The following is a 23,292-nucleotide window of genomic DNA, read 5'->3' as shown; positions in this document are numbered from 1 at the left end:
CGGCGCATTCGCGGACGAGTCCGCTCCCACGATGCCGGCATGATGCCGTGGGAGCGGCCTTGGCCGCGAAGGCTAACGCACCCGGCCACAGCACAGCCGCTGTGACCGCGAGGCTCAGCTCTCCAGCCAGACGTCGCGGCACCAGTGCCAGACCGAGTCCCAGCTTTCGTCGGTCAGCTCGCCCTCGTCGCCGTCCCACAGCCACACCTGGCCTTCGACGTCGACCGCGTAGTAGTCGCGGCCGTCCTGGCACAGCGGCACCAGATCGCGCGGCAGGCCGAGGTCCCACGCCACCGAGGCGACTTCCGGCAGGTAGGTGTGCGAGTGCGGGTCGCTGGCGGTCACCGGCTCCAGGCGGCCGTAGACCACGTCGCTGACCTTGAGCAGGAACTCGCGCAGTTCGAAGGGCAGGTGGATGAGGATCTGCTCCTGAATCTCCACCAGGGTTTCTTCCTCGGGCAGCTCCAGCGGCACCGGGACGGGCTCGTTGAGTTCGCGCAGCTGTTCGATGACTTCTTCCACGGCGTCGGCTCCTAATTGGGTAGGGTCGGCTTTATACAGTAGCTGGCCCACGGAATGAAAACCTGCGGCCCGCATTGCATACTGGCAATTTTACGGAGCTCTTTCATGTCGTCTGTCACCTGGCGCTGCCTGCATCACAGTGAACTCGATACCTTCACGCTCTATGCGCTGCTGGCGCTGCGCACCCAGGTGTTCGTGGTCGAGCAGAACTGCCCCTACCTGGAAACCGATGGCCAGGACCTGCTCGGCGATACCTGCCACCTGCTGGCGCGCGATGGCGACGTGCTGGTGGGCTATCTGCGCCTGCTCGACCCGCAGCGGATGAATGGCGAGGTGGTGATTGGTCGCGTGGTGATTGCCGAGGCGGCGCGTGGCACCGGCCTGGGCCACAGGCTGATGGAGCAGGCGCTGGCCGAGTGCAGCCAGCGTTGGCCGGGCGTGCCGGTCTACCTGTCTGCTCAGGCGCATCTGCAGGGTTACTACGGACGTTATGGCTTCGAGCCGGTGACCGAGGTCTATCTGGAAGACGACATCCCGCATATTGGCATGCGCCGAGCCGCGATGACGTGACTCCGGCTTGTGCAGGCGCGGCTGGCGCCGCGATTCGCGGACAAGTCCGCTCCTACGGGTGCTGCTTTCTGCGCCGACATGGCCATGAGGGCCGTAAGGCGCTTGTGTAGGAGCGGCTTCAGCCGCGATAGCGAGCCAATGCCGAAATGAAAAAACCCGGGCAAGCCCGGGTTTTTGTGCGTCGTAGCGATCAGTTCTGGCGAATGCCGGCGATCAGCCAGGGCTGGTTGTCGCCCTGGGCGCGCTCCAGGCGCCAGCTTTCGCTGAACGGCTCGCCCTGGTCGAAGCGCGAAGTTTTCGACACGCCGCTGAAGGTCAGGGTGGCGGTGGTCTTCTCGGCGTTGTCGTCGACGCCGTCGAGCTGGACCTGAAGGTCGTCGATGTAGGTGGACTGGAAGCCGTCACCCAATTCGGCGCGCTCGCGCTTGAGGAAGTCCAGCAGCTGCGGGGTGACGAACTCGGAGATCTTGTCCATCTCGTCGGCGTCCCAGTGCTGCTGCAGGTTCATGAAGTGCTCACGACCGGCGGCGATGAAGCTCTGCTCGTTGAACCAGGCCGGAGCGTTGATCACCGGTGCAGCCGAGGCCAGGCGACCGCCGAAGATATTGCTGCCAGCGGCCGGAGCGTTTTCGGCGTGCGGCATCTCGCGCTGGTAGGGCGCACCGGCAGTTGCCATTTGCGGCTGTTGGCGAGCACGACGGGCGGCGAGGAAGCGGAAGATCAGGAAGGCGATCAGGCCGAAGATCAGAAAGTCCATGATCTGCAGACCTTCGAAGCCGTCACCCATGAACATCGAGGCCAGCAGGCCACCGGCGGCCAGGCCGGCCAGCGGGCCGAGCCAGCGCGAGGCACCGCTGGCAGCAGCGGCAGGTTGCTGACGACCCGGAGCCTGGGCCGCGGGTTGCGACTGCGGCGTGGCCTGACGGGTCTGATGGCTGGGGGCGGAGCCAAAGGATTTGCCACCGCCAAAACGCTTGGCGTGGGCTTCGAAGCTGAAGGTCAGTGCCAGGCACAGAACCATGGCGATACTGAGGAAACGCTGCATCACGGTTTTCTCTCTGTTGGAAAAGCTTGTTCGGCATCTTGCCCGCCGCCGCTGGCGATGACCAGTGACAGAATGTTTCCGGCTTTTGCCTGTAGGGCGAGCACCCTGCGATTTGTCCGAGTAGCCCGGATGCAATCGGGGGAGGTCGCAACCATGACTCCGGATTTCATCCGGGCTACCAACGCTGCAACAGCAGCGGCAGTGGTCCGGCGCGCAGCTGGCCGCGCAGGACGGCGCGGAAGGTGGCGGCGTCTTCTGCCGGATGGCGCAGCCAGTGCACGAAGCTGAGCAGGTAGGCGTTGGTGAGCAGGGTCTCTTCGGCGATGCGGCGCAAATGCAGGCTCTGCCGCCCGGCGGCCTCGCGCCACCACTGCACGGTGCGGCTGATGCGCATCAGGCCGAGCACTTGCAGGTGAATATGGCCGGGCTCCAGTTTGTACAGCAGCATCTGCGCGGTGACGGCACGATGGGCGGCGAGGCTGTCGAGCCAGGCCAGCAAGCAGCTTTCCAGCCGCTGTTCGGCGTTCAGGCCAGCCAGAACGGGACTTCTGGCGTGGCCGAGCATGGCCTGGTCGGCGCGGTCGAACCAGGCTTCCACCAGATCATCCTTGTCGCGGTAATGGTGAGCGATATCGTCCAGGCCGATATCCAGCGCGGCGGCCACTTCGAACAGATGCAGGCGTTCCCAGCCGCAGACGTCGGCCAGTTGCAGAGCGGTATCGAGGATGAGGGCGGGGTCGGTCGAGTTCTTGTTCATGCTTCGAGTATGGCCGCTATGGTGGGTAGCGACTTCTCGAACGACAAACGGAGAAAAAAGGATGTGGAATTTGTAGGCGCGCATCTATTCGCGATCATCGACGTCTCGGTGCCTGCCGCCTTTCGCGGATAAATCCGCTCCTACAAGCGTGGCCGACCGGCTTAGCGCCAGTCGTACAGCTCCTTTTCCGACAGCGCATGCATCGAGGTCGCCAGCGCCTGGAAGGCCTGCATCGAGGCCCAGATGCGGCCATTGAGTTCGCTCTGCGCCGCCAGGTCGCCGAGCACCTGTTCGGTCTCGCGCTGCATGGCCTCAAGCACCTCGTCGGGGAAGCGCTTGAGCAGGGTGCCGCTCTTCTTCAACTCGTCCAGCGCCAGGGCGTTGTGGTAGACGTAGTCGTCCATCATGTCCTGAGTCGCGGCGCGGGCCGCTTCGGTGACGATGGCCTGCAGGTCGGCCGGCAGCGCATCGAATGCCTTTTGGTTGATCAGCAGTTCGAGCACCGACTGCGGCTCCTGCCAGCCCGGGTAGTAGTAATACTTGGCCGCCTTCTGCAGGCCGAAGGCCAGGTCGTTGTAGGGGCTGACCCAGTCGGTGGCGTCGATGGCGCCGGTCTGCAGCGCGGTGAAGATCTCGCCACCCGGCAGCACCACGGTGGTGGCTCCGAGGCGGCTCCAGACCTCGCCGCCGAGCCCCGGCATGCGGATCTTCAGGCCCTTGATGTCAGCCAGGCTGTGGATTTCCTTGTTGAACCAGCCGCCCATCTGCATGGTGCTGTTACCCGCGGTCAGCGGCTTGAGACCGAGCGGCGCGTAGGCTTCGTCCCACAACGCCTGGCCACCGCCCTTGCTCAGCCAGGCGTTCATTTCCTGGGTGGACAGGCCGAAGGGCACCGCGCCGAAGAACTGTGCGGCCGGCACCTTGCCCTTCCAGTAGTAGGGCGTGCCGTGGCCCAATTCGGCGGTACCGCGCGACACCGCATCGAACACTTCCAGCGCCGGCACCAGTTCGCCAGCGGCATAGACCTTGATGGTCAGGCGCCCGGCGCTCATGGCGTTGACGCGCTCGGCCAGGCGTTCGGCGGCAGTGCCGGTGCCGGGAGCGTTCTTCGGCCAGGTGGTGACCATCTTCCAGTGGAAGGTCTGAGCGGGGGCTGCGGCCTGGTCGGCCGGCTTGGAGTCGTCCTTGCAGCCGATCAGGCCAACGGCGAGCAGGGGCAGCAGAAGCAGGGCGGAAAAACGCATGGGATGGCTTCCAGGTATTTTTTGTAGGAGCGAATTCATTCGCGATCCTGCTGGTACGGCGCCAACCATCGCGAATGAATTCGCTCCCACAAGGGCAAAAAGCCTTGTGGGAGCGGCAGCAGCTTAACGCCAGTCGTACAGCTCTTTCTCGGTCAGCGCCTGCATGGCGCTGGCCTCTTCGAGGAAGGCTTTCTGCGAAGCCCAGATGCGGCCGTTGAGGTCGTTCTCGGCTGCCAGGGTTTCGAGCACCACGTCGGATTGTTCGCGCATGGCCTGCAGCACTTCATCGGGCAGACGCTTGAACTGCACGCCTTCGCTCTTCAGGCTTTGCAGCGCCTTGGCATTGTTGAACACGTAGTCGTCCATCATATCCAGGGTCGCGGCGCGCGCGGCTTCGACGACGATGGCCTGCAGGTCGGCCGGCAGCGCGTCGAAGGCCTTCTGGTTGACCATGGATTCGACCACGGCCTGCGGCTCCTGCCAGCCCGGGAAGTAGTAGTACTTGGTGGCCTTGTGCAGACCGAAGGCCAGATCGTTGTACGGGCCGACCCAGTCGGTAGCATCGATGGCACCGGTCTGCAGAGAGGTGAAGATTTCGCCGCCAGGCAGGTTGACGGTGATCGCGCCAAGCTTGCTCCAGACTTCGCCACCGAGGCCCGGCATGCGGATCTTCAGGCCCTTGATGTCATCCAGGCTGTTGATTTCCTTGTTGAACCAGCCGCCCATCTGCATGGTGGTGTTGCCCGCCGACAGCGGTTTCACACCGTAGGGTGCATAGGTTTCGTCCCACAGCGCCTGACCGCCGCCCTTGCTCAGCCAGGCGTTCATTTCCAGGGTGGAGAGGCCGAACGGCACGCTGCTGAAGAACTGCGCAGCCGGTACCTTGCCCTTCCAGTAGTACGGGGTGCCGTGGCCCATCTCGGCGGTGCCGCGCGATACCGCGTCGAACACTTCCAGTGCGGGAACCAGCTCGCCGGCGGCGTAGACCTTGACGGTTAGGCGCCCGGCGCTCATGGCATTGATACGCTCAGCCAGGCGCTCGGCAGAGGTGCCCAGACCGGGGAAGTTTTTCGGCCAGGAAGTGACCATCTTCCAGTGGAAGGTTTCTGCCGGCTTGGCAGCGGCTTGCTCACTGGCAGCCTTTTCTTCTTTGCAGCCAACCAGGCCGATGGCGGCGAACAGCGCCAGAGCGGCGCCGAACAGATTGCGGCGATTCATCGATTCTCTCCAGATACGGTAGGTACTCAGAGCCTGTTCACGAGCATGCGAGCTAGAGTCCTACAAGGCAAAAATAGGCGAGGAACGGTCGGAGTCGCGGGCAACTGTACTTTTGTACATTCGCATGACTCGCTCCGCTCGCCCCTCCGGGGCCGCCCTAAAGGGCGTTAGCCGCAAGCGGCTTCCGAGCCTGTTTTTAACGCAGTAGGGCCGACGCGCAGCTGATCGTGCATAGGCTCTTCACACGGCTTCGAGCTTGGCATACGCCAGCATCAGCCACTTACTGCCTTCGTTTTCAAAATTCACCTGCACCCTGGCCTGCGCGCCGGCACCCTCGAAGTTGAGAATGGTGCCCTCGCCGAACAGGCTGTGGCGTACCCGCTGGCCCAGATTGAAGGGCGTCTGCGGCACGGCGCTACCGGCGAACAGGCTGCTACCGCTCATCGAGCTGGTGCTTACCGGGCGGCTGACGCTATTGCTCAGGCGTACTTCCTGAACCAGCGGTGCGGGGATTTCGCGGACGAAGCGCGAGACCTTGTTATAGGTCTCGCTACCGTAGAGACGCCGGGTTTCGGCGTAGCTGATCACCAGCTTCTGCATGGCACGGGTAATGCCAACGTAGGCCAGGCGGCGTTCTTCTTCCAGTCGGCCCGGTTCTTCCAGGCTCATCTTATGTGGGAACAGACCCTCTTCCATGCCAACCAGGAATACCAGCGGGAATTCCAGGCCCTTGGCACTGTGCAGGGTCATCAATTGAATGCTGTCCTCGTTTTCGGCGGCCTGGGTGTCCCCAGCCTCCAGCGAGGCGTGGGTGAGGAAGGCCTGCAGCGGAGTCAGCTCGTCGTCTTCGTCGTTCTCGAAGGCGCGCGCGGCGCTGACCAGTTCCTCCAGGTTCTCCACCCGGGCCTGGCCCTTCTCGCCCTTTTCCGCCTCGTGGTAGGCGAGCAGGCCGCTTTGCTCGATGACCACCTGAGTCATCTGGTGCAGGGGCATGGCCAGTACCTTCTCGGCCAAGCCTTCGATCAGCTCGATAAAGCCGCTCAGGGCGCTCGAAGCGCGGCCTGGCAGGGCCTTGTTGGCAAGCATCAGGCGGATCGCTTCCCACATGTGCACGTCATGGGCGCGGGCGTACTCGCGGATGGTCTCGATGCTCTTCTCGCCGATGCCGCGTGCCGGCACGTTAATGATGCGCTCCAGCGCAGCATCGTTGCCGCGTCCGTCGAGCAGACGCAGGTAGGCCATGGCGTTCTTGATCTCGGCGCGCTCGAAGAAGCGCTGGCCGCCGTAGATACGGTAGGGGATGCGCTCGCGCAGCAGCGCCTCTTCCAGCACCCGCGACTGGGCGTTGGAGCGATACAGAATGGCGATCTCGCTGCGCTTGAGCCCGTCCTTGCGCAGCGCGTCCTCGATGGTCTCGACCACGTAGCGCGCTTCGTCATGCTCGTTGAAGGCGGCGTACAGGGCCAGCGGCTCGCCGTCGCTGCCATCGGTCCACAGCTCCTTGCCGAGGCGCCCGTTGTTGTTGGCGATCAGGGCGTTGGCCGCCTTGAGGATACCGGCGGTGGAGCGGTAATTCTGCTCCAGGCGGATCACCTGGGTGTCGGGGAAGTCGCTGGAGAACTGCTGGATGTTCTCGATGCGCGCGCCGCGCCAGCCGTAGATCGACTGGTCGTCGTCGCCGACCACCATCAACGTGTCGCCGCCCTGGGCCAGCAGACGCAGCCAGGCGTACTGCACGGCGTTGGTGTCCTGGAACTCGTCGACCAGGATATGGCGGAAGCGCCGCTGGTAATGTTCGAGCAGGCCCGGCTTGTCGCGCCACAGGTCGAGCGCGCGCAGCAGCAGCTCGGAGAAGTCGATCACCCCGGTGCGTGCGCAGGCCGCTTCGTAGGCCTCGTAGATACCACGCATGGTGGCCAGGAACAGGTCGCCGCCAGCCTGAATATGCGCCGGGCGCAGGCCTTCGTCCTTCTGGCCGTTGATGAACCACTGCGCCTGCTTGGCCGGCCAGCGTTGTTCGTCCAGGCCCAGGTCACGGATCACTCGTTTGATCAGGCGTTGCTGATCGTCGGAGTCGAGAATCTGGAAATTCTCGGCCAGCCCGGCTTCCTGCCAGTGGGCGCGCAGCAGGCGATGGGCCAGGCCGTGGAAGGTGCCGACCCACATGCCGGCCGGGTTGTGGCCGAGCATCTGTTCGATGCGGTGGCGCATCTCGGCGGCGGCCTTGTTGGTAAAGGTCACCGACAGGATCGAATGAGGCGAAGCGCCCATCGCCTGGATGAGGAAGGCGATGCGGTGCACCAGCACGCGGGTCTTGCCCGAGCCGGCGCCGGCCAGCACCAGCTGGCGGCCGAGCGGGGCGGCCACGGCCTGGACCTGGGCGTCGTTGAGCGAAGCGAGGAGGAGTTCGGGGTCATTTTGCATCGCGGCATTCTAGGGGGCCGGACAGGGGAGGGCAAACCGTCGGCCAGATGAGGCGAAACCGACCGGATCTAACCGACGACCGGCAGGTCAGGGCGCAGATGGGCGCAGGCAGGCGGCCAAGGGCCAGTACGATCTTGGGCGCCCGCCAAAAGTTGGCCATCACCCTGTGAAATGGTCCACATCTTTGTTGGGCACTGGGTCTGTCTCGGGTATTCTCCGGCGACGTCAGGGCTGAGAGCGCCCATATATACGCCGCAGACCCTTAGGCACCATTACAAGAACATCGCCTATGACCGCCACGACTAGCGCCGTAGTTCACGAGGTGACGCTGGACCCGCAGCAGGCTGCACGTCAGTTCGCCACGGACATTACCGTCGAGCGCACGCGCCTGTTGTTCCTGGGCTCGCGCCTGCCCACCCTGCTCATGCTGCTGGTCGGCCTGGCCTGCAGCCTGTTGCTGTGGAGCCAGCAGAGCGCGCCGTTGCTCGCGGCCTGGCTGGGCTGGGTGGTGTTGCTGGTGCTGCTGCGCCTGACTCAGGTGAATGCCTTCAACGAGGCGCTGCCCAGCCGCCAGGCCGAACCCTACTGGCAGCGCATCTTCCTCTTCGGCTCCGCCGCATCCGGCCTGACTCTGGCGTTCGCCGTGATCGTGCTGGTGCCGGCCGACGTGTTCTATCAACAGGCGCTGGTCTATGGCCTGATCGGCGCGGCGATTCTTTCGGCCAGCGTGGCCTATGCCGTCAGCCTGCCTGCTTTTCTGAGTTTCGCCTTGCCGTGCCTGGTGCCTTCGGCCGCCTACCTGCTGCTGTCCGATAGCGGCCTGCAACGCGGCTGGGGGCTACTCAGCGTGATCCTGTTTCTCGCCCTGCTGATCGTCGCCTGGCAGGTCAATCGGCTGGTGCAGCGCAGCCTGCTGCAGCGCTTTCACAACCTGGCGCTGATCAGCAATCTTGAGCATGCCAAGCGGCGCGCAGAAGGACTCAACGAAGAACTGGCGCGCGAGGTGGAACAACGCCGCCGCGCCGAACGCGAATTGCGCGGTGCCCACGACGAGCTGGAAATGCGTGTGGCCGAGCGCACCCTGGAGCTGGACGAGGCGACCCACGCCCTGGGCAAGAGCCAGGCGCGCCTGGCCCTGGCGCTGGAGGCCAGCGAGCTGGGCTTGTGGGACTGGGACCTGGAAAGCGATCAGGTGCACCACTCGCACCTGCGCGAGCTGTTCGGCCTGGAGCCGGGCCAGGTCAAGGTGATGCTGCGCGATCTGACGCCACGCCTGCATCCGGATGACTTGCCGCGGCTGCGCCGGGCGCTGGTCCAGCACCTCAAGGGGCGCAGCGAGGATTATCAGATCGAGTACCGCGTGCGCCATGTCGATGGCCACTGGATCTGGGTCGAAGACCGTGGCCGCGCGGTCGAACGCGATGCCGCCGGCCGTGTCCGGCGCATGCTCGGCACGCGGCGCGACGTCAGCGCGCGACGCCAGCAGGAGCAGCAACAGCGCCTTGCGGCGACCGTGTTCGAGGCGGCCAGCGAGGGTATCTTCATTCTCGACCCCGACTACCGCGTGCTGGCGGTCAACCGCGCCTTCAGCGCGGTAACCGGCTACAGCAGCGAGGAAGTGGTCGGACGTACCGTGACCAGCCTGATCGGCAGCCGCGAGATGCACAGGCAGTATCAGATGATCCGCCAGGAGCTGGACAGCAGCGGCAGCTGGCAAGGCGAACTGATCGAGACGCGCAAGAGCGGCGAGCTCTATCCGCAATGGTTGCAGCTCAATCTGGTGCGCGATGCCAGTGGACGACCCAGCCATATCGTCGGCTTCTTCGCCGATCTCACCGCGCGGCGCGAGGCCGAGGAACGGCTGCGCTACCTGTCGCACTACGACGAGCTGACCGGCCTGGCCAACCGCGCCCTGTTCAAGGAGCGCCTGCACGACGCCAGCCAGCGCGCGCGGCAGAGCGGTCGCAGCATTGCCCTGGTGCATATCGACCTGGACCGCTTCAAGCTGCTCAACGACAGCCTCGGCCATGAAGTGGCGGACCAGTTGCTGCGCCAGATCAGCCGCCGCCTGACCCATAACCTGCCCGAGGCCGACTGCATCGCGCGGCTGTCGGGCGATGAGTTCGCCGTCATCCTCGACGCCTACGGCAGCCTCTCCAGCCTGGCGCGGGTGGCCAGCCGGCTGTTGGCCAAGCTGCGTGTGCCGATGACCGTCGGCGGTCACGAGTTGGTGGTCAGCGCCTCGCTGGGGATCAGCCTGCTGCCGGACTACGCACGCGAGATCAGCGCGCTGATCAGCCAGGCCAACATGGCCGTGCAGCATGCCAAGCACCTGGGCGGCAATACCTTCCAGTTCTTCACCGACAACCTGCAGGCCTACACCCTCGAGCGCCTGCAACTGGAGAACCAGTTGCGCAAGGCGATCGACGAAGGTCAGCTGGAGGTGTTCTACCAGCCCAAGCTGAACCTCGCCGACGACCAGCTCAATGCCGCCGAAGCGCTGGTGCGCTGGCGCCATCCGCAGCAGGGGATGGTGGCGCCGGGCGAGTTCATCGGCCTGGCCGAAGAGACCGGGTTGATCGCGCCGATCGGCGAGTTTGTCCTGCGCCAGGCCTGCCAGCAGGCCTGCGAGTGGCAGCGCCAGGGGCTGGCGCAGATACGCGTGTCGGTCAACCTGTCGGTGCACCAGCTGCGCCAGGGCAACCTCACCAGCCTGGTCCGCCAGGTGCTCGAGGAAACCGGCCTGGCGCCGCAATACCTGGAGCTGGAACTGACCGAAAGCCAACTGCTCGACAACGTCGAAAGCGTCATCGCCACCTTCCAGCAACTGCGTGCGCTGGGCGTGAAGCTGGCGATCGACGACTTCGGCACCGGCTACAGCTCGCTCAGCTACCTCAAGCGCTTCCCGGTGCACTACGTGAAGATCGACCAGACCTTCATCCGCGATCTCTCGCCCGGCAGCGAGGACGCGGCGATCACTCGCGCGATCATCGCCATGGCCCACAGCCTGGAGCTGAAAGTGGTCGCCGAGGGCGTGGAAACCCAGGCGCAGATGGACTTTCTCAAGAGCCAGAACTGCGACGAGATCCAGGGCTTTTTGATCAGCCGCCCGGTGGAGGCCAGCGCCTTCGCCGAACTGCTGCGCGCGCAGATCGACAACCCGCTGGACTGAGCGGCGTCTACCTCGCCCCGTCGCCGGACCTGACTCAGTTGCTCACTTGGCAAACAGCTGGCCGATGTCCTTGAACGCCTTGAACTCGAGGGCGTTGCCGCAGGGGTCAAGGAGGAACATGGTCGCCTGCTCGCCGACCTGGCCCTTGAAACGCACATAGGGCTCGATGACGAATTGCGTTTCGCGGCTGCGCAGGCGCTCGGCCAGGGCTTCCCAGTCGGCCCAGCCGAGCACCACGCCGAAGTGCGGCACCGGCACGTCGTGGCCATCCACCGGGTTGCTCACGGCCGCTTCCTGGTAGGCCATCTTCGGCGCCTCGTGGATCACCAGCTGATGGCCGAAGAAATCGAAATCGACCCAGTGATCGCTGCTGCGCCCTTCGGCGCAACCGAACACCTCGCCATAGAAATGCCGCGCTGCGGCGAGATCGAAAACGGGAATCGCCAAGTGAAAGGGAGCAAGGGCCATCACGCAGTACCTCTGGTTATTGTCTGTCGGGCTAGCCTAGCAACAGCCAAATCGATTGAAAGCGAATATCCTTTCTCGCAAGCTCAAATAATTCTGATCAATCGAGATGCTTATGCTGCGCGAGCTGAAAACCTTCGTCACCGTGGCCCGCCTGGGCACCTTCGCCGCTGCCGGGCAGCAGGTTGGCCTGACCCAGTCGGCGGTCAGCGCGCAGATCCGCGTACTGGAACAGCACCTGGGCGTACGCCTGTTCGACCGCAGCGGCCGCGCCGCCGTGCTCAACGCCGCCGGTCGCCACGCTCTGCCATTGGCTGAGCAGATGCTGGCGCTGTATGCGCAGATGGCCTTGCCGCAGGCCGCTGATCAGTGGCAGGGCGAATTGCGCGTCGGCGCCATCGCCACCCTGCAGACCGGGCTGCTGGCCGAGGCGCTGCCGCGCTTTCGCCAGCTGGCGCCGCGGGTCGAACTGAAGCTGGTGCCGGGTGTGTCGCTGCAGCTGTTCACCCAGCTCGATGCCGGCGAGCTGGACCTGGCCCTGCTGATCAAGCCGCCGTTCCCATTGCCCAAGGAGCTGCTGGAGGTGCCGCTGGCACGCGAACCCTTCGTGCTCATCGCGCCGTTGGACGTAGCCGGCGACGATCCGCTGCAGTTGCTCGCCGAGCAGCCCTTCGTGCGATACGACCGTGCCTCGTTCGGCGGTCGTCAGGTCAGCCGGTTTCTCCGCGAGCAGCGACTGGCGGTGCGCGAGGCCCTGGAGCTGGACGAGGTGGAGGCCATCGTGCGCCTGGTGGAGAACGGCATGGGTGTGTCGCTGGTGCCGCGTGCCGGCCTGTGGCTGCAGCGGCCGACCCGCCTGCGGGTGATCGAGCTGGGCGAACTGGCCTTCCACCGTGAACTGGTGGCGCTGTTGCGGCGTGCGCAGCGCCAGCCGGCGCTGGACTGTCTGCTGGATTGCCTGCGGGGCTAATCCTTGGGAGGTCGTAGCCTGCATGCAATCCGGGATCCGGGACAGTAATCGCCCTGTGCCTGTTCATCTGGATTCGCCCAGAGAAGCTCAGGGCCGGGTAGGGCGTGCGCCGCTTTCTGTGGGAGCGGACTTGCCCGCGAATGGCGCAGCAGGAAAAGCTTCGCGGTCAAGACCGTTCCTACGGTATGAGTGGCGAGCCGCCGTGCGCTTGCACCGTTTTTTGTGGGAGCGGACTTGTCCGCGATGGCAGCCAGGTAGGGTGCGCGAAGTACTGCCCATAAAAAATGCCGCGCGGCTTGGCAGCGGCGCGGCATCGGGTACAGCTCGGGGTGTCAGCGGCGATCAGAACGCCGGTACTACGGCGCCCTTGTATTTCTCTTCGATGAACTGCTTGGTCTCGGCGCTGTGCAGGGCCTTGACCAGCTTCTGCACGGCGTCGCTGTCCTTGTTGTCAGCGCGGGTCACCAGGATGTTGACGTACGGCGAGTCGCTGCCTTCGATGGCCAGGGCGTCCTGGGTCGGGTTCAGCTTGGCTTCCAGGGCATAGTTGGTGTTGATCAGGGCAACGTCGACCTGGCTCAGCACGCGCGGCAGTGTGGCCGCTTCCAGTTCACGCACCTTGATGCCTTTCGGGTTCTCGACGATGTCCTTCGGCGTGGCGAGGATGCCGGCTTCCGGCTTGAGCTTGATCACGCCGGCCTTCTGCAGCAGCAGCAGGGCGCGGCCGCCGTTGGTGGCGTCGTTGGGGATGGCCACGGTGGCGCCCTGCGCCAGCTCGCTCAGGTCCTTGATCTTGCTGGAGTAGGCCCCGAAGGGCTCGACATGCACGCCGGCAACGTTGACCAGCTCGGTCTTGCGACTGGCATTGAACTCGTCCAGGTACGGCTGGTGCTGGAAGAAGTTGGCGTCGAGGTTCTTCTGCTGTACCTGCAGGTTGGGCTGCACGTAGTCGGTGAACACGCGCACTTTCAGCTCCACGCCTTCTTTGGCCAGGGCCGGTTTGACGAACTCGAGGATCTCCGCGTGCGGCACCGGGGTGGCGGCGACGCTCAGTGTTTCGGCCTGGGCCGAGAAGGCCGCGCAAGCGGCGATGGCAGTCAGCAGCTTCTTCATTTCAAGGTTCCTTTTGGGAAGGTTGGTGCGGGTCTCGCGGGTGGCGAGTCGCCGCTTGTCGTGATTACTTACGAGAAAAATGTATGACCAGGCGATCCCCGACCACCTGCAGCACCTGCACCAGAATCAGCAGCAGGATCACGGTCACGGCCATCACGTCCGGCTGGTAGCGCTGGTAGCCGTAGCGCACGGCCAGGTCGCCGAGGCCGCCGCCGCCGATCAGGCCGCTCATGGCGGTGTAGGAGACCAGGGTAATCGCAGTGACGGTAGTGGCCGCGAGCAGACCGGGCAGCGCCTCGGGCAGCAGCGCGCGGGTGATGATCTGCCAGGTGCTGGCGCCCATCGCCTGGGTTGCCTCGATGATGCCGCGCTCCACTTCACGCAGGGCGGTTTCCACCAGGCGCGCGAAGAATGGCGTGGCGCCCACCACCAGCGGCGGAATGGCGCCCGCGACGCCCAGCGAGGTGCCGACCAGCAGCTCGGTGAAGGGGATCATCAGGATCAAGAGAATGACGAAGGGCACCGAGCGCAGGATGTTCACCACCAGCGACAGCGCACCGTACAGGGCCTTCTGCTCGAACAACTGGCGCGGACCGGTGAGGAACAGCAGCACGCCGAGCGGCAGGCCGAGCAGCACGGTGAACAACATCGAGCCGAGCAGCATGTTCAGAGTATCGAGGCTGGCCTGCCAGATTTCCGGCCAGAAGACGTTGGGCAGCAGTTGTTCGAGCATCAGCGCAGTACCTCCAGATGCACGTCGGCGGCTTCGAAGCGCGCCAGCGCGGCGTCGATGTCGCCACCGGTGAGGGCCAGGGTCAGCTGGCCGTAGGGGGTGTCCTTGATGCGGTCGATGCGTCCGGCAAGGATGCTGTAGTCCACCCCGGTCTCGCGGGCCACGGTGCCCAGCAGCGGCGCGTAGGTGGCTTCGCCCTGGAAGGTCAGGCGCAGGATGCGGCCCTGGACATGGGCGAAGTCGTCATGTTGCTCGGCCTCGTCGACGTGCTCGGATTCCTGCACGAAACGCCGCGTGGTCGGTTGCTGCGGGTGCAGGAACACCTCGGCTACCGGACCTTCCTCGACGATGACGCCAGCGTCCATCACCGCCACGCGGTCGCAGACGCGACGGATCACATCCATCTCGTGGGTGATCAGCACGATGGTCAGGCCCAGCTCGCGATTGATCTCGGCCAGCAGCTGCAGCACGGCAGTGGTGGTCTGCGGATCGAGGGCGCTGGTGGCTTCGTCGCACAACAGGATCTTCGGCCGTGTGCTCAGCGCACGGGCGATGCCGACACGCTGTTTCTGCCCGCCGGAGAGCTGCGCGGGGTATTTGTTGGCGTGATCCTGCAGGCCGACGCGTGCCAGCAGCTCGGCGACGCGGGCGTCGATCTCGGCGCGGCTCAGCTCGCCAGCCAGGCGCAGCGGCATGGCGATGTTGTCGGCGACGGTCTTCGACGACAGCAGGTTGAAGTGCTGGAAGATCATCCCGACCTGTTGGCGGAAGCGGCGCAGGCCATTGGCATCGAGGGCGGTGACGTCGACGCCGTCGATCTCGATGCGCCCGCCGGAGGGTTCTTCCAGGCGGTTGATCAGGCGCAGCAGGGTACTCTTGCCAGCGCCGGAGTGGCCGATGATACCGAACACCTGGCCGCTGCCGATCTGCAACGTGGTGGGCTGCAACGCCGGAATCTCGCGGCCCGCGACGCGGTAGGCCTTGTGGACGGATTGAAACTGGATCACGCGAACGACCTTTTGGGTGTGTTCAAGGGCGAGCCCAAAGGTGAAAGGGGGCCGGCCATCGGGCGCCGGGTAAGGCGCAAAAGGGCGCTAGTCTACCCGGCGGTGTTTAGGCCGAGAAAATCTTTCTTGACCTATGGTTATTACAAAACGGCATTACCGATCAGCGGCGGTGTCAGCGCCCGTTTCACTGGCGCTGCGGGCTCAACAGCAGGCGCGGTACCTGTTGCGGCACTATCTTCTGGCTCAACTGTGGTCGGAAGCTCGGGTCGAGCTTCTTGATACGAGCCGAGAGCAGTGCCGCGACCCAGGGATAGTCCTTGGCCTCGCGCACTTCGATGTGCACGGCGCAGCGAAAGGTCACGGCGTCCGCTGCCACGTTGTCGAGCAGGCGGCGCAGTTCCTGATTGTCCTGGCTGTCCAGCATAGGCAACGCCACCGAACTGGTGGCCGCGTTCGGGTCGATCAGTCGGGCGGTAGGCGTGCTCTCGGCCTCGGGAGCCGGCTCGCTCGCAGGCGCCGTTGCGACGGTCGCTCTGGCCAGGCGCTGCTGGCGCAGTTGCTCCTGGCGCTCAGCGTCGAGTTTGGCGGCAGCTTCGCGTGCCTGCTGTTCGGCTGCAGCCTGACGTGCGGCGCGGGCGCTATCGATGGCCTGGTTGAGGTCGTGACTCAATGACGGCGCCTGCGGCATCAGGCTGCGAGCCTGGCCCAGCGCTTGTGCGGCGCGGTCCAGATCGCCCTGCTGCAGCGCTTCCTGGCCCCGCTCCATATAGGCTTCGGCCAGTTGGCGCTGGTACTGCTCCAGGCGTGTGTCGCGGCTGGCGCGTTGCTGCAGTGCGCCGAGCTGGCCACGCGCATCGTCGAGACGCTCCTCGGCCAGGCTCAGGTCGAGCTGGCGGAAGGCGAGGACCAGATCATCAACCGGCGGGAGACTCTGCTGCTGGCTGCTCTGGCAACCGATCAGCAGCAGAACCAGCAAAAGAGGAAGACCGCGAAAAGCGAACGACTTCATGACTACGCGTCTCGAATTGTGCAAAAAACGCGCAATTATACAGGCTTGCGGCACTGATTTCACCTCGATCGCTAGCGCCGTAGCCCGGATGCAATCCGGGGAAAACGTGCTGGAGTATTCCCGGATTGCATCCGGGCTACGCAGAGCGCGCCATCAGGCGCTGCGTCTGGGCAATGCGAAGCTGGCCAGGAACAGCGCCGCGGCGCTGACCACGATGGACGGCCCGGCCGGCGTGTCCTGGTACCAAGAAAGCGCCAGGCCGCAGCACACCGCCAGCAGCCCGAGCAGGCTGGCGCCCACGGCCATCTGCTCCGGCGTGCGCGCGTGACGCTGGGCGGCAGCCGCGGGAATGATCAGCAGGGAGGTGATCAACAGCACGCCGACGATCTTCATCGCTACGGCGATCACCACGGCGATCAGCAACATCAGCGCCAGGCGGATCGCCGCCACCGGCAGGCCTTCGACCCGCGCCAGCTCCTCGTGCACGGTGATCGCCAGCAGCGGTCGCCACAGCCAGGCCAGCAGCGCCAGCACCAGCGTGCTACCGCCGATGATCCAGGCCAGGTCGGTAGGGCTGACGGCGAGCAGGTCGCCGAACAGGTAGCTCATCAGGTCGATGCGCACGTCATGCATGAAGCTCAGCGCCACCAGGCCCAGCGACAGGGTGCTGTGGGCAAGGATGCCGAGCAGGGTGTCGGAGGCCAGCGGCTGGCGCTGTTGCAGGGTCACCAGCAGCACGGCGAGCAGCACGCACCCGACGGTCACGGTGAGGGTCGGGCTGACGTCGAGCATCAAGCCCAGCGCCACGCCGAGCAGGGCGGCGTGGGACAGGGTGTCGCCGAAATAGGCCATGCGTCGCCACACCACGAAGGAGCCCAGCGGGCCGGCCACCAGGGCCAGCGCCAGGCCGGCGAGCAGGGCGTTGAGAAGGAAATCGGGCATCAGTGTTTACAGTCCGGGCCGTGAACGTGAGCCGGGCCGTGAATGGTCAGGCCGGGCTTGACCACGCCGCCATGCAGGTCGTGAGCGTGGTCGTGATGGTGGTGATAGACGGCCAGGCTCTTGGCGTCCTGGCCGAACAGCTCGATGAAGGCGGGATCAAAGCTGACCTGTTCCGGGTGGCCGGAGCAGCATACGTGGCGGTTGAGGCAGACCACCTGATCGGTGGCGCTCATCACCAGGTGCAGGTCGTGCGAGACCATTAGCACGCCGCAGCCGTGACGCTCGCGCAGCCGCGAGATCAGCCTGTACAACTCGGCCTGGCCGGCAACGTCGACGCCCTGCACCGGCTCGTCGAGCACCAGCAGTTGCGGCTCGCGCAGCAGGGCGCGGGCCAGCAGCACGCGCTGCATCTCGCCGCCGGAAATGCTCTGCAGCGGGCTGTCGATCACCTGCTCGGCACCGACTTCGGCCAGTGCCGCCAGCGCGCGCTTGCGATCCACTCCCGGCACCAGGCGCAAGAAGCGCAGCACCGACAGCGGCAGGGTGGCGTCGACATGAAGTTTCTGCGGCATGTAGCCGATGCGCAGACGCGGTGTGCGGCGCACGCTGCCACGCTCAGGCTGCAGCAGGCCGAGCACCACACGCACCAGGGTGGTCTTGCCGGCGCCGTTGGGGCCGATCAGGGTGACGATCTCGCCGGGTTGTACGCTGAGCTGCACGTCGTCCAGGACGGCCTGGCCGTTGAAGCTGACAGCGACGCCGTCGAGGCGGATCAGCGCTTCGCTCATGCCGCGCCCTTGCAGCCTGCGCACAGGCCGACGACTTCCACGGTCTGGCTTTCCACGGCGAAACCGACGCCGGCTGCGCCGTCGACGATGGCCTGGCTGATGGCGGGCTGCTCCAGTTCGGTCGCCGCATGGCAGGCCCGGCAGATCAGGAACTGGCCCTGATGCGCGTGCTCCGGATGGCTGCAGCCGACAAAGGCGTTGAGTGAGGCGATGCGGTGCACCAGGCCGTTTTCCAGGAGGAAGTCCAGCGCGCGGTAGACCGTGGGCGGCGCCGCACGGCGGCCATCTTCATCACTCAGCACGCCGAGAATGTCGTAGGCGCCGAGCGGTTTGTGGCTGGCCCAGACCAGCTCCAGCACGCGTTTGCGCAGGGCGGTCAGGCGCAGGCCCTGGCGAGCGCAGATGGCTTCGGCTTCAGCCAGCGCATGGCTGACGCAGCGGGAATGGTCGTGTGGGCGTGAAGCCAGAGGCGTGTCGGTCATGGGCAAGGACGGCGCTGGTAAGAGACGTTATTATATTACCCATTCAATTCCATCCGAGTATGCCCCGTGTTGCGTCTTTTCTGTCTCTTTACCCTTCTTTTCGTCGCCAGCGCCCAGGCCGAGGTGCGTGTCCTGACCAGTATCAAACCGCTGCAATTGATCGCCGCGGCGGTACAGGACGGTGTTGGCGAGCCCGAAGTGCTGCTGCCGCCGGGCGCCTCGCCGCACCACTATGCGCTGCGTCCGTCCGACGTACGGCGAGTGCGCGAGGCCGACTTGCTGTACTGGATCGGCCCGGACATGGAAGCCTTCCTGCCCCGCGTGCTCGGCAGCCGCGACAAGCCGCAGGTGGCCGTGCAGGATCTGCCCGGCATGACCCTGCGTCACTTTGGCGACAGCCATGGCGAGCATGACCACGACCACCAACACGACGATCATGATCACGAGCACGCCCATGCCGGTGACGACCTGGGACACGATCACGACCATCGCCCAGGCAGTCTGGATGCCCATTTGTGGCTGGCCGCGGACAACGCCAAGGTGATTGCCGCGCGCATGGCCGCGGACCTGGCCAAGCTGGATGCGGCCAACGCTGCGCGCTACGCCGCCAACCTGCAAGCCTTCGAGGCGCGCCTGGATGCGCTCGATGGCCGTATCCGCCCGCAACTGGCCGCCTTGCAAGGCAAGCCATACTTCGTTTTCCACGAGGCCTTCGACTATTTCGAGGCCGCCTATGGCCTCAAGCACGCCGGCGTGTTCAGCGTGCTGACCGAAGTCCAGCCCGGTGCGCGGCATGTCGCTGCCATGCGCGAGCGCCTGCAGCAGACCGGCCCGAGCTGCGTTTTCAGCGAACCGCCGCTGCGCCCGCGCCTGGCTGAAACCCTCACCGCGGGCCTGCCGGTCAAACTGGCGGAGCTGGATGCGCTGGGCGGCACTCTGCCGGTCGACGCCAGCGGTTACGAGCAACTGCTGGATAACCTGGCCGGTGGCCTGAGTGAGTGCCTGAATAGCTTGTAGGGGACGCATTGGAGAGTCCGGCGGCAGACCCTGTGTAGGAGCGAATTCATTCGCGATTGAAGTGCCCCGGATTGCATCCGGGCTACGGGTTGGCTGTTGTGGGACGGGCTTCAGCCGCGACGAACCGAGCTACGAACTGTAACCACCTTCACATTGCCGCTGGCTGGCGCAAACCACTAGGCTTGCGCTTTTGCCGCGAGCGCCCGCCATGTCGCTAACCGCACCTCGTCCGTCCAACGCCACGCTGGTGCTTTTGGCCTCGCTCTATTGCGCGCAAGGCCTGCCGTCCGGATTGATCGCCCACTCGCTGCCGGTGCTGCTGCGTCAGCACGGCGTCGACCTGGCACTGATCGGCCTGCTCAAATTGCTGGCGCTACCCTGGCTGCTCAAGGTGTGCTGGGCGCCCTGGATCGACCGCCTGGCCTCGCGCCGATTGGGCCACCACCGTGGCTGGATCCTGCCGCTGCAGACGGGCGTCATCGTCTGTGTCGCCGCACTGGCGCTGCTCGCTCCGCAGACGCTGTTTGGCTCCGGCCTGTGGCTTTTGCTCTGCCTACTGTTGTTGATCAACCTGCTGGCCTCGACCCAGGACGTGGCCACCGATGGCCTCACCGTGCGCCTGTTGCCCGAACGCTGGCGCGGCATGGGCAACAGCCTGCAGGTGGGTGGCTACAAGGTCGGCATGATCGTCAGCGGCAGCGGCCTGCTGCTGGTGATCGACCCGCTGGGCTGGAACCTGGCGGTGGGGCTGGTGGCCGGCCTGATCCTGCTGATGACCGTGCCGATCTGGTTGTTCCCCGAGCGCCGTGTCCTGCCCTTTCAGCCTGCTCTGGCGGAGCGCGCCCTGGGCCCGCGCCTGTTGCTCGATCACTACCGCGGCCTGCTGGCGCAGCCCGGTATGCTCCTCTGGCTGGCGGTGGTGCTGACCTTCAAGCTCGGCGACTCGCTCGGCTCGCCGATGATCAAGCCGATGCTGGTGGATCAGGGCTGGAGCACGGGCGCACTTGGCCAGCTAACCCTGTTCAGCAGCCTGGCCGGAATCGGCGGCGCCGTGCTCGGCGGCCTGCTCTACGCGCGCATCGGCGTGCTGCGGGCGCTGATGCTGTTCGGCGCGCTGCAGGCCATCGGCATCGCCGCCCTCGCGTTGCTGGTGGGGCAGGGCGCCAACACCGGGTTGGTCTACGCCGTGACCCTGTTCGAGCAGGTGGCCGACGGCATGTCCACCGTCGCCCTGTTCGCCGCCATGATGCGCATGTGCCGCCCCGAACACGAAGGCGCCGACTTCACTCTACAGGCGTCGGCGCAACTGCTGTTGTCCGGCTTCGTCGGCGCCAGCAGTGGGGGGCTGGCCAAGTCGTTGGGCTACGAGGGTTTGTTCCTGGCTGCTGGAGGGCTGGGAATGCTGGTGTTGCTTGTGGTGTTCGCGCACGCGCGCCGATCAGTAGCCTGAGCGACGCAGACGCGAGCCAGTAGCCCGGATGAAATCCGGGGCTGAGCGGAGGAACCCGGATTGCATCCGGGTTACATGTCTATGCCCAGTGCCTCCCGTGGCGCTCCAGCAAGTGCTGCAGCTGCTCCGGCCCATCGCTGCCGGCCGGGTAGGGGCGCGGGCTTTGATAATGCTGGTGCCAGCCCTGCAGGATCGGGTCGACCCATTGCCAGGCGGCCTCGACTTCATCGCGGCGCATGAACAACGTCGAGTCGCCGTCGATCACGTCGAGCAGCAGGCGCTCGTAGGCGTCCCAGCGGCGCTGCTGGTTGAAGGCGTTGGCCAGGTTGAGGTCCAGCTCCACCGGCTTCAGGCGCATGCCCTTGCCGGGATTCTTGGCCATCAGTTGCAGGCTGATGCGCTCTTCCGGTTGCAGGCGGATCAGCAGCTGGTTGGCTTCGCCGCCATTGAACAGGCGGTGCGGCACCGGTTTGAACTGGATGAGAATTTCCGAGGCCTTCTTCGCCAGACGTTTGCCGGTGCGCAGATAGAACGGCACGCCAGCCCAGCGCCAGTTGTCGATTTCCACCTGCACGGCGACGAAGGTTTCGGTGTCGCTGTCGTTGTCGACGTTCTTCTCGAAGTAGTAGGCGGGGACATCGTGGCCGCCGATCTTGCCGGCGGTGTACTGGCCGCGCACGGTCTTGTCCTGCACGTCGAGGCCGGAGATGGGTTTCAGCGCTTCGAGGATCTTCACCTTCTCGTTGCGCACCGCTTCAGCGTCGAATCGCACCGGCGCTTCCATGGCCACCAGGCAGAGCAGTTGCAGCAGGTGGTTCTGGATCATGTCGCGCATGGCGCCGGCCTTGTCGTAGTAGCCGCCGCGGTTTTCCACACCGAGGGTTTCGCAGACGCTGATCTGCACGTGATCGATATGCCCGGCGCGCCAGACCGGTTCGAATAGGGCATTGGCGAAGCGCAGCGCCATGAGGTTCTGCACAGTTTCCTTGCCCAGGTAGTGATCGATACGAAACACCCGCGCCTCATCGAACACGGCGCCGATGGCGGCATTGATCGCCCGAGCCGACTCCAGCGAGTGGCCGATGGGTTTTTCCAGCACGATACGCGCCGCCGGGCCGGCCAGGCCGGCGTTGGCCAGGTGCGCGGCGATGTCTTCGAACAGACTCGGTGCGGTGGCCAGGTAGTAGACCCGCACACGCTGTTCATCACGCCCCAGGCGCTTGGCCAGGCGGCCGAAATCGGCGCTCTGCGCGGCGTCCATGGCGAAGTAGTCGAGGCGTGCGGCGAAGCTGGCCCAGGCCTCGTTGGTGAAATCGGCACGGGCGACCTGGGCGCGGCAGTGGCGCTCGGCAAGGGCCTGGTAGGCCTCGCGGGTGTGGCTGCTGCGAGCCAGGGCGAGGATGTGCACATCGGCGTGTAGGCGCCCTTCGCGGTGCAGGTGATAGAGCGCCGGCAGCAGCTTGTGCAGGGCCAGATCGCCCGTGCCACCGAAGACCAGCATGTCGCAGGGAATACTCAAGGGAAACACTCCGACTCGTTTAGCGGACCGTTGCAAACTACCTGCGTTTGCAGGAAGGAGGCAGTGAAAAACGCCCCAAGAATGCCTGTGTTTTTGCGGCGTGCCCGATGTTTGAAACATTCGTTCAGCTGTTCGGCAGCCGCTTGGCTGTGCGCGAGCGCGAGCTATGTAGTATAACTACAAGGTCACTACAACCGCCGACCGCCGATCATAACCGAGCCGAGACTCGCCGAGCGCCGCGGTAGACCCTTTTCTGCATAGAGCCTATCTCCGTGAATCTGTTGCAACACATCGCCCAGTCGCGCCACCTGCTGCGCAAGTCCGAGCTCAAGGTGGCCGATCACGTCTTGCTCGATCCTGCATCGGTGATGCACAGCTCCATGGCCGAGCTGGCGCACAGCGTCGGCATCAGCGAGCCGACCATCGTGCGTTTCTGCCGCGCCATCGGTTGCAGTGGTTTCCAGGACCTCAAGCTGAAACTGGCGCAGAGCCTGGCCGCCGGTGCCAGCTTCGGTCAGTTCGCGATTCACGAGGATGACTCGGTCGCCGACTTCAGCCTGAAGATCTTCGACACCACCCTGCATACGCTGATGGAGGTGCGCGAGAAGCTCGACCCCGAGGCCCTGCAGCGCGCCATCGCCGCTTGCTCCAATGCGCAGCGCGTGGAGTTCTACGGCTTCGGTGCCTCCGGCGCCGTGGCGGCCGATGCCCAGCACAAATTTTTCCGCCTGCTGCTCAACGCCGCGGCCTATTCCGACCCGCACATGCAGGCGATGAGTGCGGTGACCCTGCAGCCGGGCGATGTGGCAGTGTGCATTTCCCAGTCCGGGCGTTCCAAGGACCTG

The 23,292-nt window shown here is 65.2% G+C and carries 21 protein-coding genes; 6 read left to right on the top strand and 15 right to left on the bottom strand.

Annotated elements, in window-relative coordinates:
• Positions 1–114 precede the first annotated feature (114 nt).
• The gene (locus B3P22_RS06435) at positions 115–522 is read right to left on the bottom strand and encodes an SMI1/KNR4 family protein (RefSeq protein WP_003464767.1); all 408 of its coding nucleotides are present in this window, start codon (positions 520–522) and stop codon (positions 115–117) included.
• 105 nt (positions 523–627) lie between these two features.
• Between B3P22_RS06435 and B3P22_RS06430 the strand changes: the two genes are divergently transcribed.
• Complete coding sequence (locus tag B3P22_RS06430; RefSeq protein WP_197858901.1) at positions 628–1,092, top strand: GNAT family N-acetyltransferase; 465 nt, start codon at positions 628–630, stop codon at positions 1,090–1,092.
• A gap of 190 nt (positions 1,093–1,282) precedes the next feature.
• Here B3P22_RS06430 and B3P22_RS06425 read toward each other — a convergent pair whose 3' ends face one another.
• The 5 genes from B3P22_RS06425 to uvrD form a co-directional block, all read right to left on the bottom strand.
• Positions 1,283–2,137 carry a Tim44 domain-containing protein gene (locus tag B3P22_RS06425; RefSeq protein WP_197858900.1) on the bottom strand — a complete coding sequence of 285 codons (855 nt, stop codon included), beginning with the start codon at positions 2,135–2,137 and terminating at the stop codon, positions 1,283–1,285.
• A gap of 175 nt (positions 2,138–2,312) precedes the next feature.
• On the bottom strand, positions 2,313–2,894 hold the full coding sequence (locus B3P22_RS06420) for a TetR/AcrR family transcriptional regulator (protein WP_296270396.1): 582 nt from the start codon (positions 2,892–2,894) through the stop codon (positions 2,313–2,315).
• Between the two features lie 161 nt (positions 2,895–3,055).
• Positions 3,056–4,138 carry a TRAP transporter substrate-binding protein gene (locus tag B3P22_RS06415; protein WP_296270395.1) on the bottom strand — a complete coding sequence of 361 codons (1,083 nt, stop codon included), beginning with the start codon at positions 4,136–4,138 and terminating at the stop codon, positions 3,056–3,058.
• A 123-nt stretch (positions 4,139–4,261) separates the two neighbouring features.
• Entirely contained in the window at positions 4,262–5,356 is a 1,095-nt protein-coding gene (locus tag B3P22_RS06410; protein WP_296270394.1) for a TRAP transporter substrate-binding protein, read from the bottom strand.
• A gap of 240 nt (positions 5,357–5,596) precedes the next feature.
• Entirely contained in the window at positions 5,597–7,780 is a 2,184-nt protein-coding gene (gene uvrD / locus B3P22_RS06405) for a DNA helicase II (protein WP_296270393.1), read from the bottom strand.
• A 289-nt stretch (positions 7,781–8,069) separates the two neighbouring features.
• On the opposite strand from uvrD, the gene B3P22_RS06400 reads away from it, so the two are divergent.
• A complete protein-coding gene (locus B3P22_RS06400; RefSeq protein ID WP_296270392.1) occupies positions 8,070–10,952 on the top strand; it encodes a putative bifunctional diguanylate cyclase/phosphodiesterase in 2,883 nt (960 codons plus the stop codon).
• Positions 10,953–10,994: 42 nt separating this feature from the next.
• Here B3P22_RS06400 and B3P22_RS06395 read toward each other — a convergent pair whose 3' ends face one another.
• Positions 10,995–11,420: a VOC family protein gene (locus tag B3P22_RS06395; RefSeq protein ID WP_197858891.1), complete on the bottom strand. Its 426-nt coding sequence runs from the start codon at positions 11,418–11,420 to the stop codon at positions 10,995–10,997.
• 112 nt (positions 11,421–11,532) lie between these two features.
• Here B3P22_RS06395 and B3P22_RS06390 point away from each other — a divergent pair, with 112 nt between their 5' ends.
• Positions 11,533–12,387, top strand: a complete 855-nt coding sequence (locus tag B3P22_RS06390) for a LysR family transcriptional regulator (protein WP_296270391.1) — start codon at positions 11,533–11,535, stop codon at positions 12,385–12,387.
• A 342-nt stretch (positions 12,388–12,729) separates the two neighbouring features.
• On the opposite strand, the gene B3P22_RS06385 is transcribed toward B3P22_RS06390, so the two are convergent.
• The 7 genes from B3P22_RS06385 to zur form a co-directional block, all read right to left on the bottom strand.
• Positions 12,730–13,500 (bottom strand): MetQ/NlpA family ABC transporter substrate-binding protein, encoded by a 771-nt coding sequence (locus B3P22_RS06385; RefSeq protein ID WP_296270390.1) that lies wholly within the window; start codon positions 13,498–13,500, stop codon positions 12,730–12,732.
• A 64-nt stretch (positions 13,501–13,564) separates the two neighbouring features.
• Entirely contained in the window at positions 13,565–14,233 is a 669-nt protein-coding gene (locus B3P22_RS06380; RefSeq protein WP_296270389.1) for a methionine ABC transporter permease, read from the bottom strand.
• Positions 14,233–15,240 carry a methionine ABC transporter ATP-binding protein gene (locus B3P22_RS06375; RefSeq protein ID WP_296270388.1) on the bottom strand — a complete coding sequence of 336 codons (1,008 nt, stop codon included), beginning with the start codon at positions 15,238–15,240 and terminating at the stop codon, positions 14,233–14,235. The genes B3P22_RS06380 and B3P22_RS06375 overlap by 1 nt, the downstream gene beginning before the upstream one ends.
• 184 nt (positions 15,241–15,424) lie before the next feature.
• The gene (locus B3P22_RS06370) at positions 15,425–16,249 is read right to left on the bottom strand and encodes a PA5502 family lipoprotein (protein ID WP_296270387.1); all 825 of its coding nucleotides are present in this window, start codon (positions 16,247–16,249) and stop codon (positions 15,425–15,427) included.
• Positions 16,250–16,402: 153 nt separating this feature from the next.
• Positions 16,403–17,191 carry a zinc ABC transporter permease subunit ZnuB gene (gene znuB, locus B3P22_RS06365; protein WP_296270386.1) on the bottom strand — a complete coding sequence of 263 codons (789 nt, stop codon included), beginning with the start codon at positions 17,189–17,191 and terminating at the stop codon, positions 16,403–16,405.
• The gene (znuC, locus tag B3P22_RS06360) at positions 17,191–17,979 is read right to left on the bottom strand and encodes a zinc ABC transporter ATP-binding protein ZnuC (RefSeq protein WP_296270385.1); all 789 of its coding nucleotides are present in this window, start codon (positions 17,977–17,979) and stop codon (positions 17,191–17,193) included. Before znuC ends, znuB begins: the two co-directional genes overlap by 1 nt.
• The gene (gene zur, locus B3P22_RS06355; protein WP_197858884.1) at positions 17,976–18,461 is read right to left on the bottom strand and encodes a zinc uptake transcriptional repressor Zur; all 486 of its coding nucleotides are present in this window, start codon (positions 18,459–18,461) and stop codon (positions 17,976–17,978) included. Before zur ends, znuC begins: the two co-directional genes overlap by 4 nt.
• Positions 18,462–18,527: 66 nt before the next feature.
• On the opposite strand from zur, the gene znuA reads away from it, so the two are divergent.
• The gene (gene znuA / locus B3P22_RS06350; RefSeq protein WP_296270384.1) at positions 18,528–19,478 is read left to right on the top strand and encodes a zinc ABC transporter substrate-binding protein ZnuA; all 951 of its coding nucleotides are present in this window, start codon (positions 18,528–18,530) and stop codon (positions 19,476–19,478) included.
• 208 nt (positions 19,479–19,686) lie between these two features.
• Positions 19,687–20,928, top strand: a complete 1,242-nt coding sequence (locus B3P22_RS06345; RefSeq protein ID WP_296270383.1) for an MFS transporter — start codon at positions 19,687–19,689, stop codon at positions 20,926–20,928.
• A 79-nt stretch (positions 20,929–21,007) separates the two neighbouring features.
• Here B3P22_RS06345 and zwf read toward each other — a convergent pair whose 3' ends face one another.
• A complete protein-coding gene (zwf, locus tag B3P22_RS06340; protein ID WP_296270432.1) occupies positions 21,008–22,429 on the bottom strand; it encodes a glucose-6-phosphate dehydrogenase in 1,422 nt (473 codons plus the stop codon).
• A 290-nt stretch (positions 22,430–22,719) separates the two neighbouring features.
• On the opposite strand from zwf, the gene B3P22_RS06335 reads away from it, so the two are divergent.
• Positions 22,720–23,292, top strand: a 573-nt coding sequence (locus B3P22_RS06335; RefSeq protein WP_296270382.1) for an SIS domain-containing protein, incomplete at its 3' end; no start/stop codon positions are given.

Source organism: Pseudomonas sp. UBA6323 (assembly GCF_002439135.1).
Taxonomy (GTDB): domain Bacteria; phylum Pseudomonadota; class Gammaproteobacteria; order Pseudomonadales; family Pseudomonadaceae; genus Aquipseudomonas.
Note: the sequence above shows the minus strand (reverse complement) of the source record. Positions and strands in the feature narration are given on the sequence as shown.

Coding starts and splice junctions, on each gene's coding strand:
- B3P22_RS06430 (WP_197858901.1), top strand. CDS start 628: ATGTCGTCTGTCACCTGGCGCTGCCTGCATCACAGTGAACTCGATACC.
- B3P22_RS06425 (WP_197858900.1), bottom strand. CDS start 2,137: ATGCAGCGTTTCCTCAGTATCGCCATGGTTCTGTGCCTGGCACTGACC.
- B3P22_RS06420 (WP_296270396.1), bottom strand. CDS start 2,894: ATGAACAAGAACTCGACCGACCCCGCCCTCATCCTCGATACCGCTCTG.
- B3P22_RS06415 (WP_296270395.1), bottom strand. CDS start 4,138: ATGCGTTTTTCCGCCCTGCTTCTGCTGCCCCTGCTCGCCGTTGGCCTG.
- B3P22_RS06410 (WP_296270394.1), bottom strand. CDS start 5,356: ATGAATCGCCGCAATCTGTTCGGCGCCGCTCTGGCGCTGTTCGCCGCC.
- uvrD (WP_296270393.1), bottom strand. CDS start 7,780: ATGCAAAATGACCCCGAACTCCTCCTCGCTTCGCTCAACGACGCCCAG.
- B3P22_RS06400 (WP_296270392.1), top strand. CDS start 8,070: ATGACCGCCACGACTAGCGCCGTAGTTCACGAGGTGACGCTGGACCCG.
- B3P22_RS06395 (WP_197858891.1), bottom strand. CDS start 11,420: ATGGCCCTTGCTCCCTTTCACTTGGCGATTCCCGTTTTCGATCTCGCC.
- B3P22_RS06390 (WP_296270391.1), top strand. CDS start 11,533: ATGCTGCGCGAGCTGAAAACCTTCGTCACCGTGGCCCGCCTGGGCACC.
- B3P22_RS06385 (WP_296270390.1), bottom strand. CDS start 13,500: ATGAAGAAGCTGCTGACTGCCATCGCCGCTTGCGCGGCCTTCTCGGCC.
- B3P22_RS06380 (WP_296270389.1), bottom strand. CDS start 14,233: ATGCTCGAACAACTGCTGCCCAACGTCTTCTGGCCGGAAATCTGGCAG.
- B3P22_RS06370 (WP_296270387.1), bottom strand. CDS start 16,249: ATGAAGTCGTTCGCTTTTCGCGGTCTTCCTCTTTTGCTGGTTCTGCTG.
- znuB (WP_296270386.1), bottom strand. CDS start 17,191: ATGCCCGATTTCCTTCTCAACGCCCTGCTCGCCGGCCTGGCGCTGGCC.
- znuC (WP_296270385.1), bottom strand. CDS start 17,979: ATGAGCGAAGCGCTGATCCGCCTCGACGGCGTCGCTGTCAGCTTCAAC.
- zur (WP_197858884.1), bottom strand. CDS start 18,461: ATGACCGACACGCCTCTGGCTTCACGCCCACACGACCATTCCCGCTGC.
- B3P22_RS06345 (WP_296270383.1), top strand. CDS start 19,687: ATGTCGCTAACCGCACCTCGTCCGTCCAACGCCACGCTGGTGCTTTTG.
- zwf (WP_296270432.1), bottom strand. CDS start 22,429: ATGCTGGTCTTCGGTGGCACGGGCGATCTGGCCCTGCACAAGCTGCTG.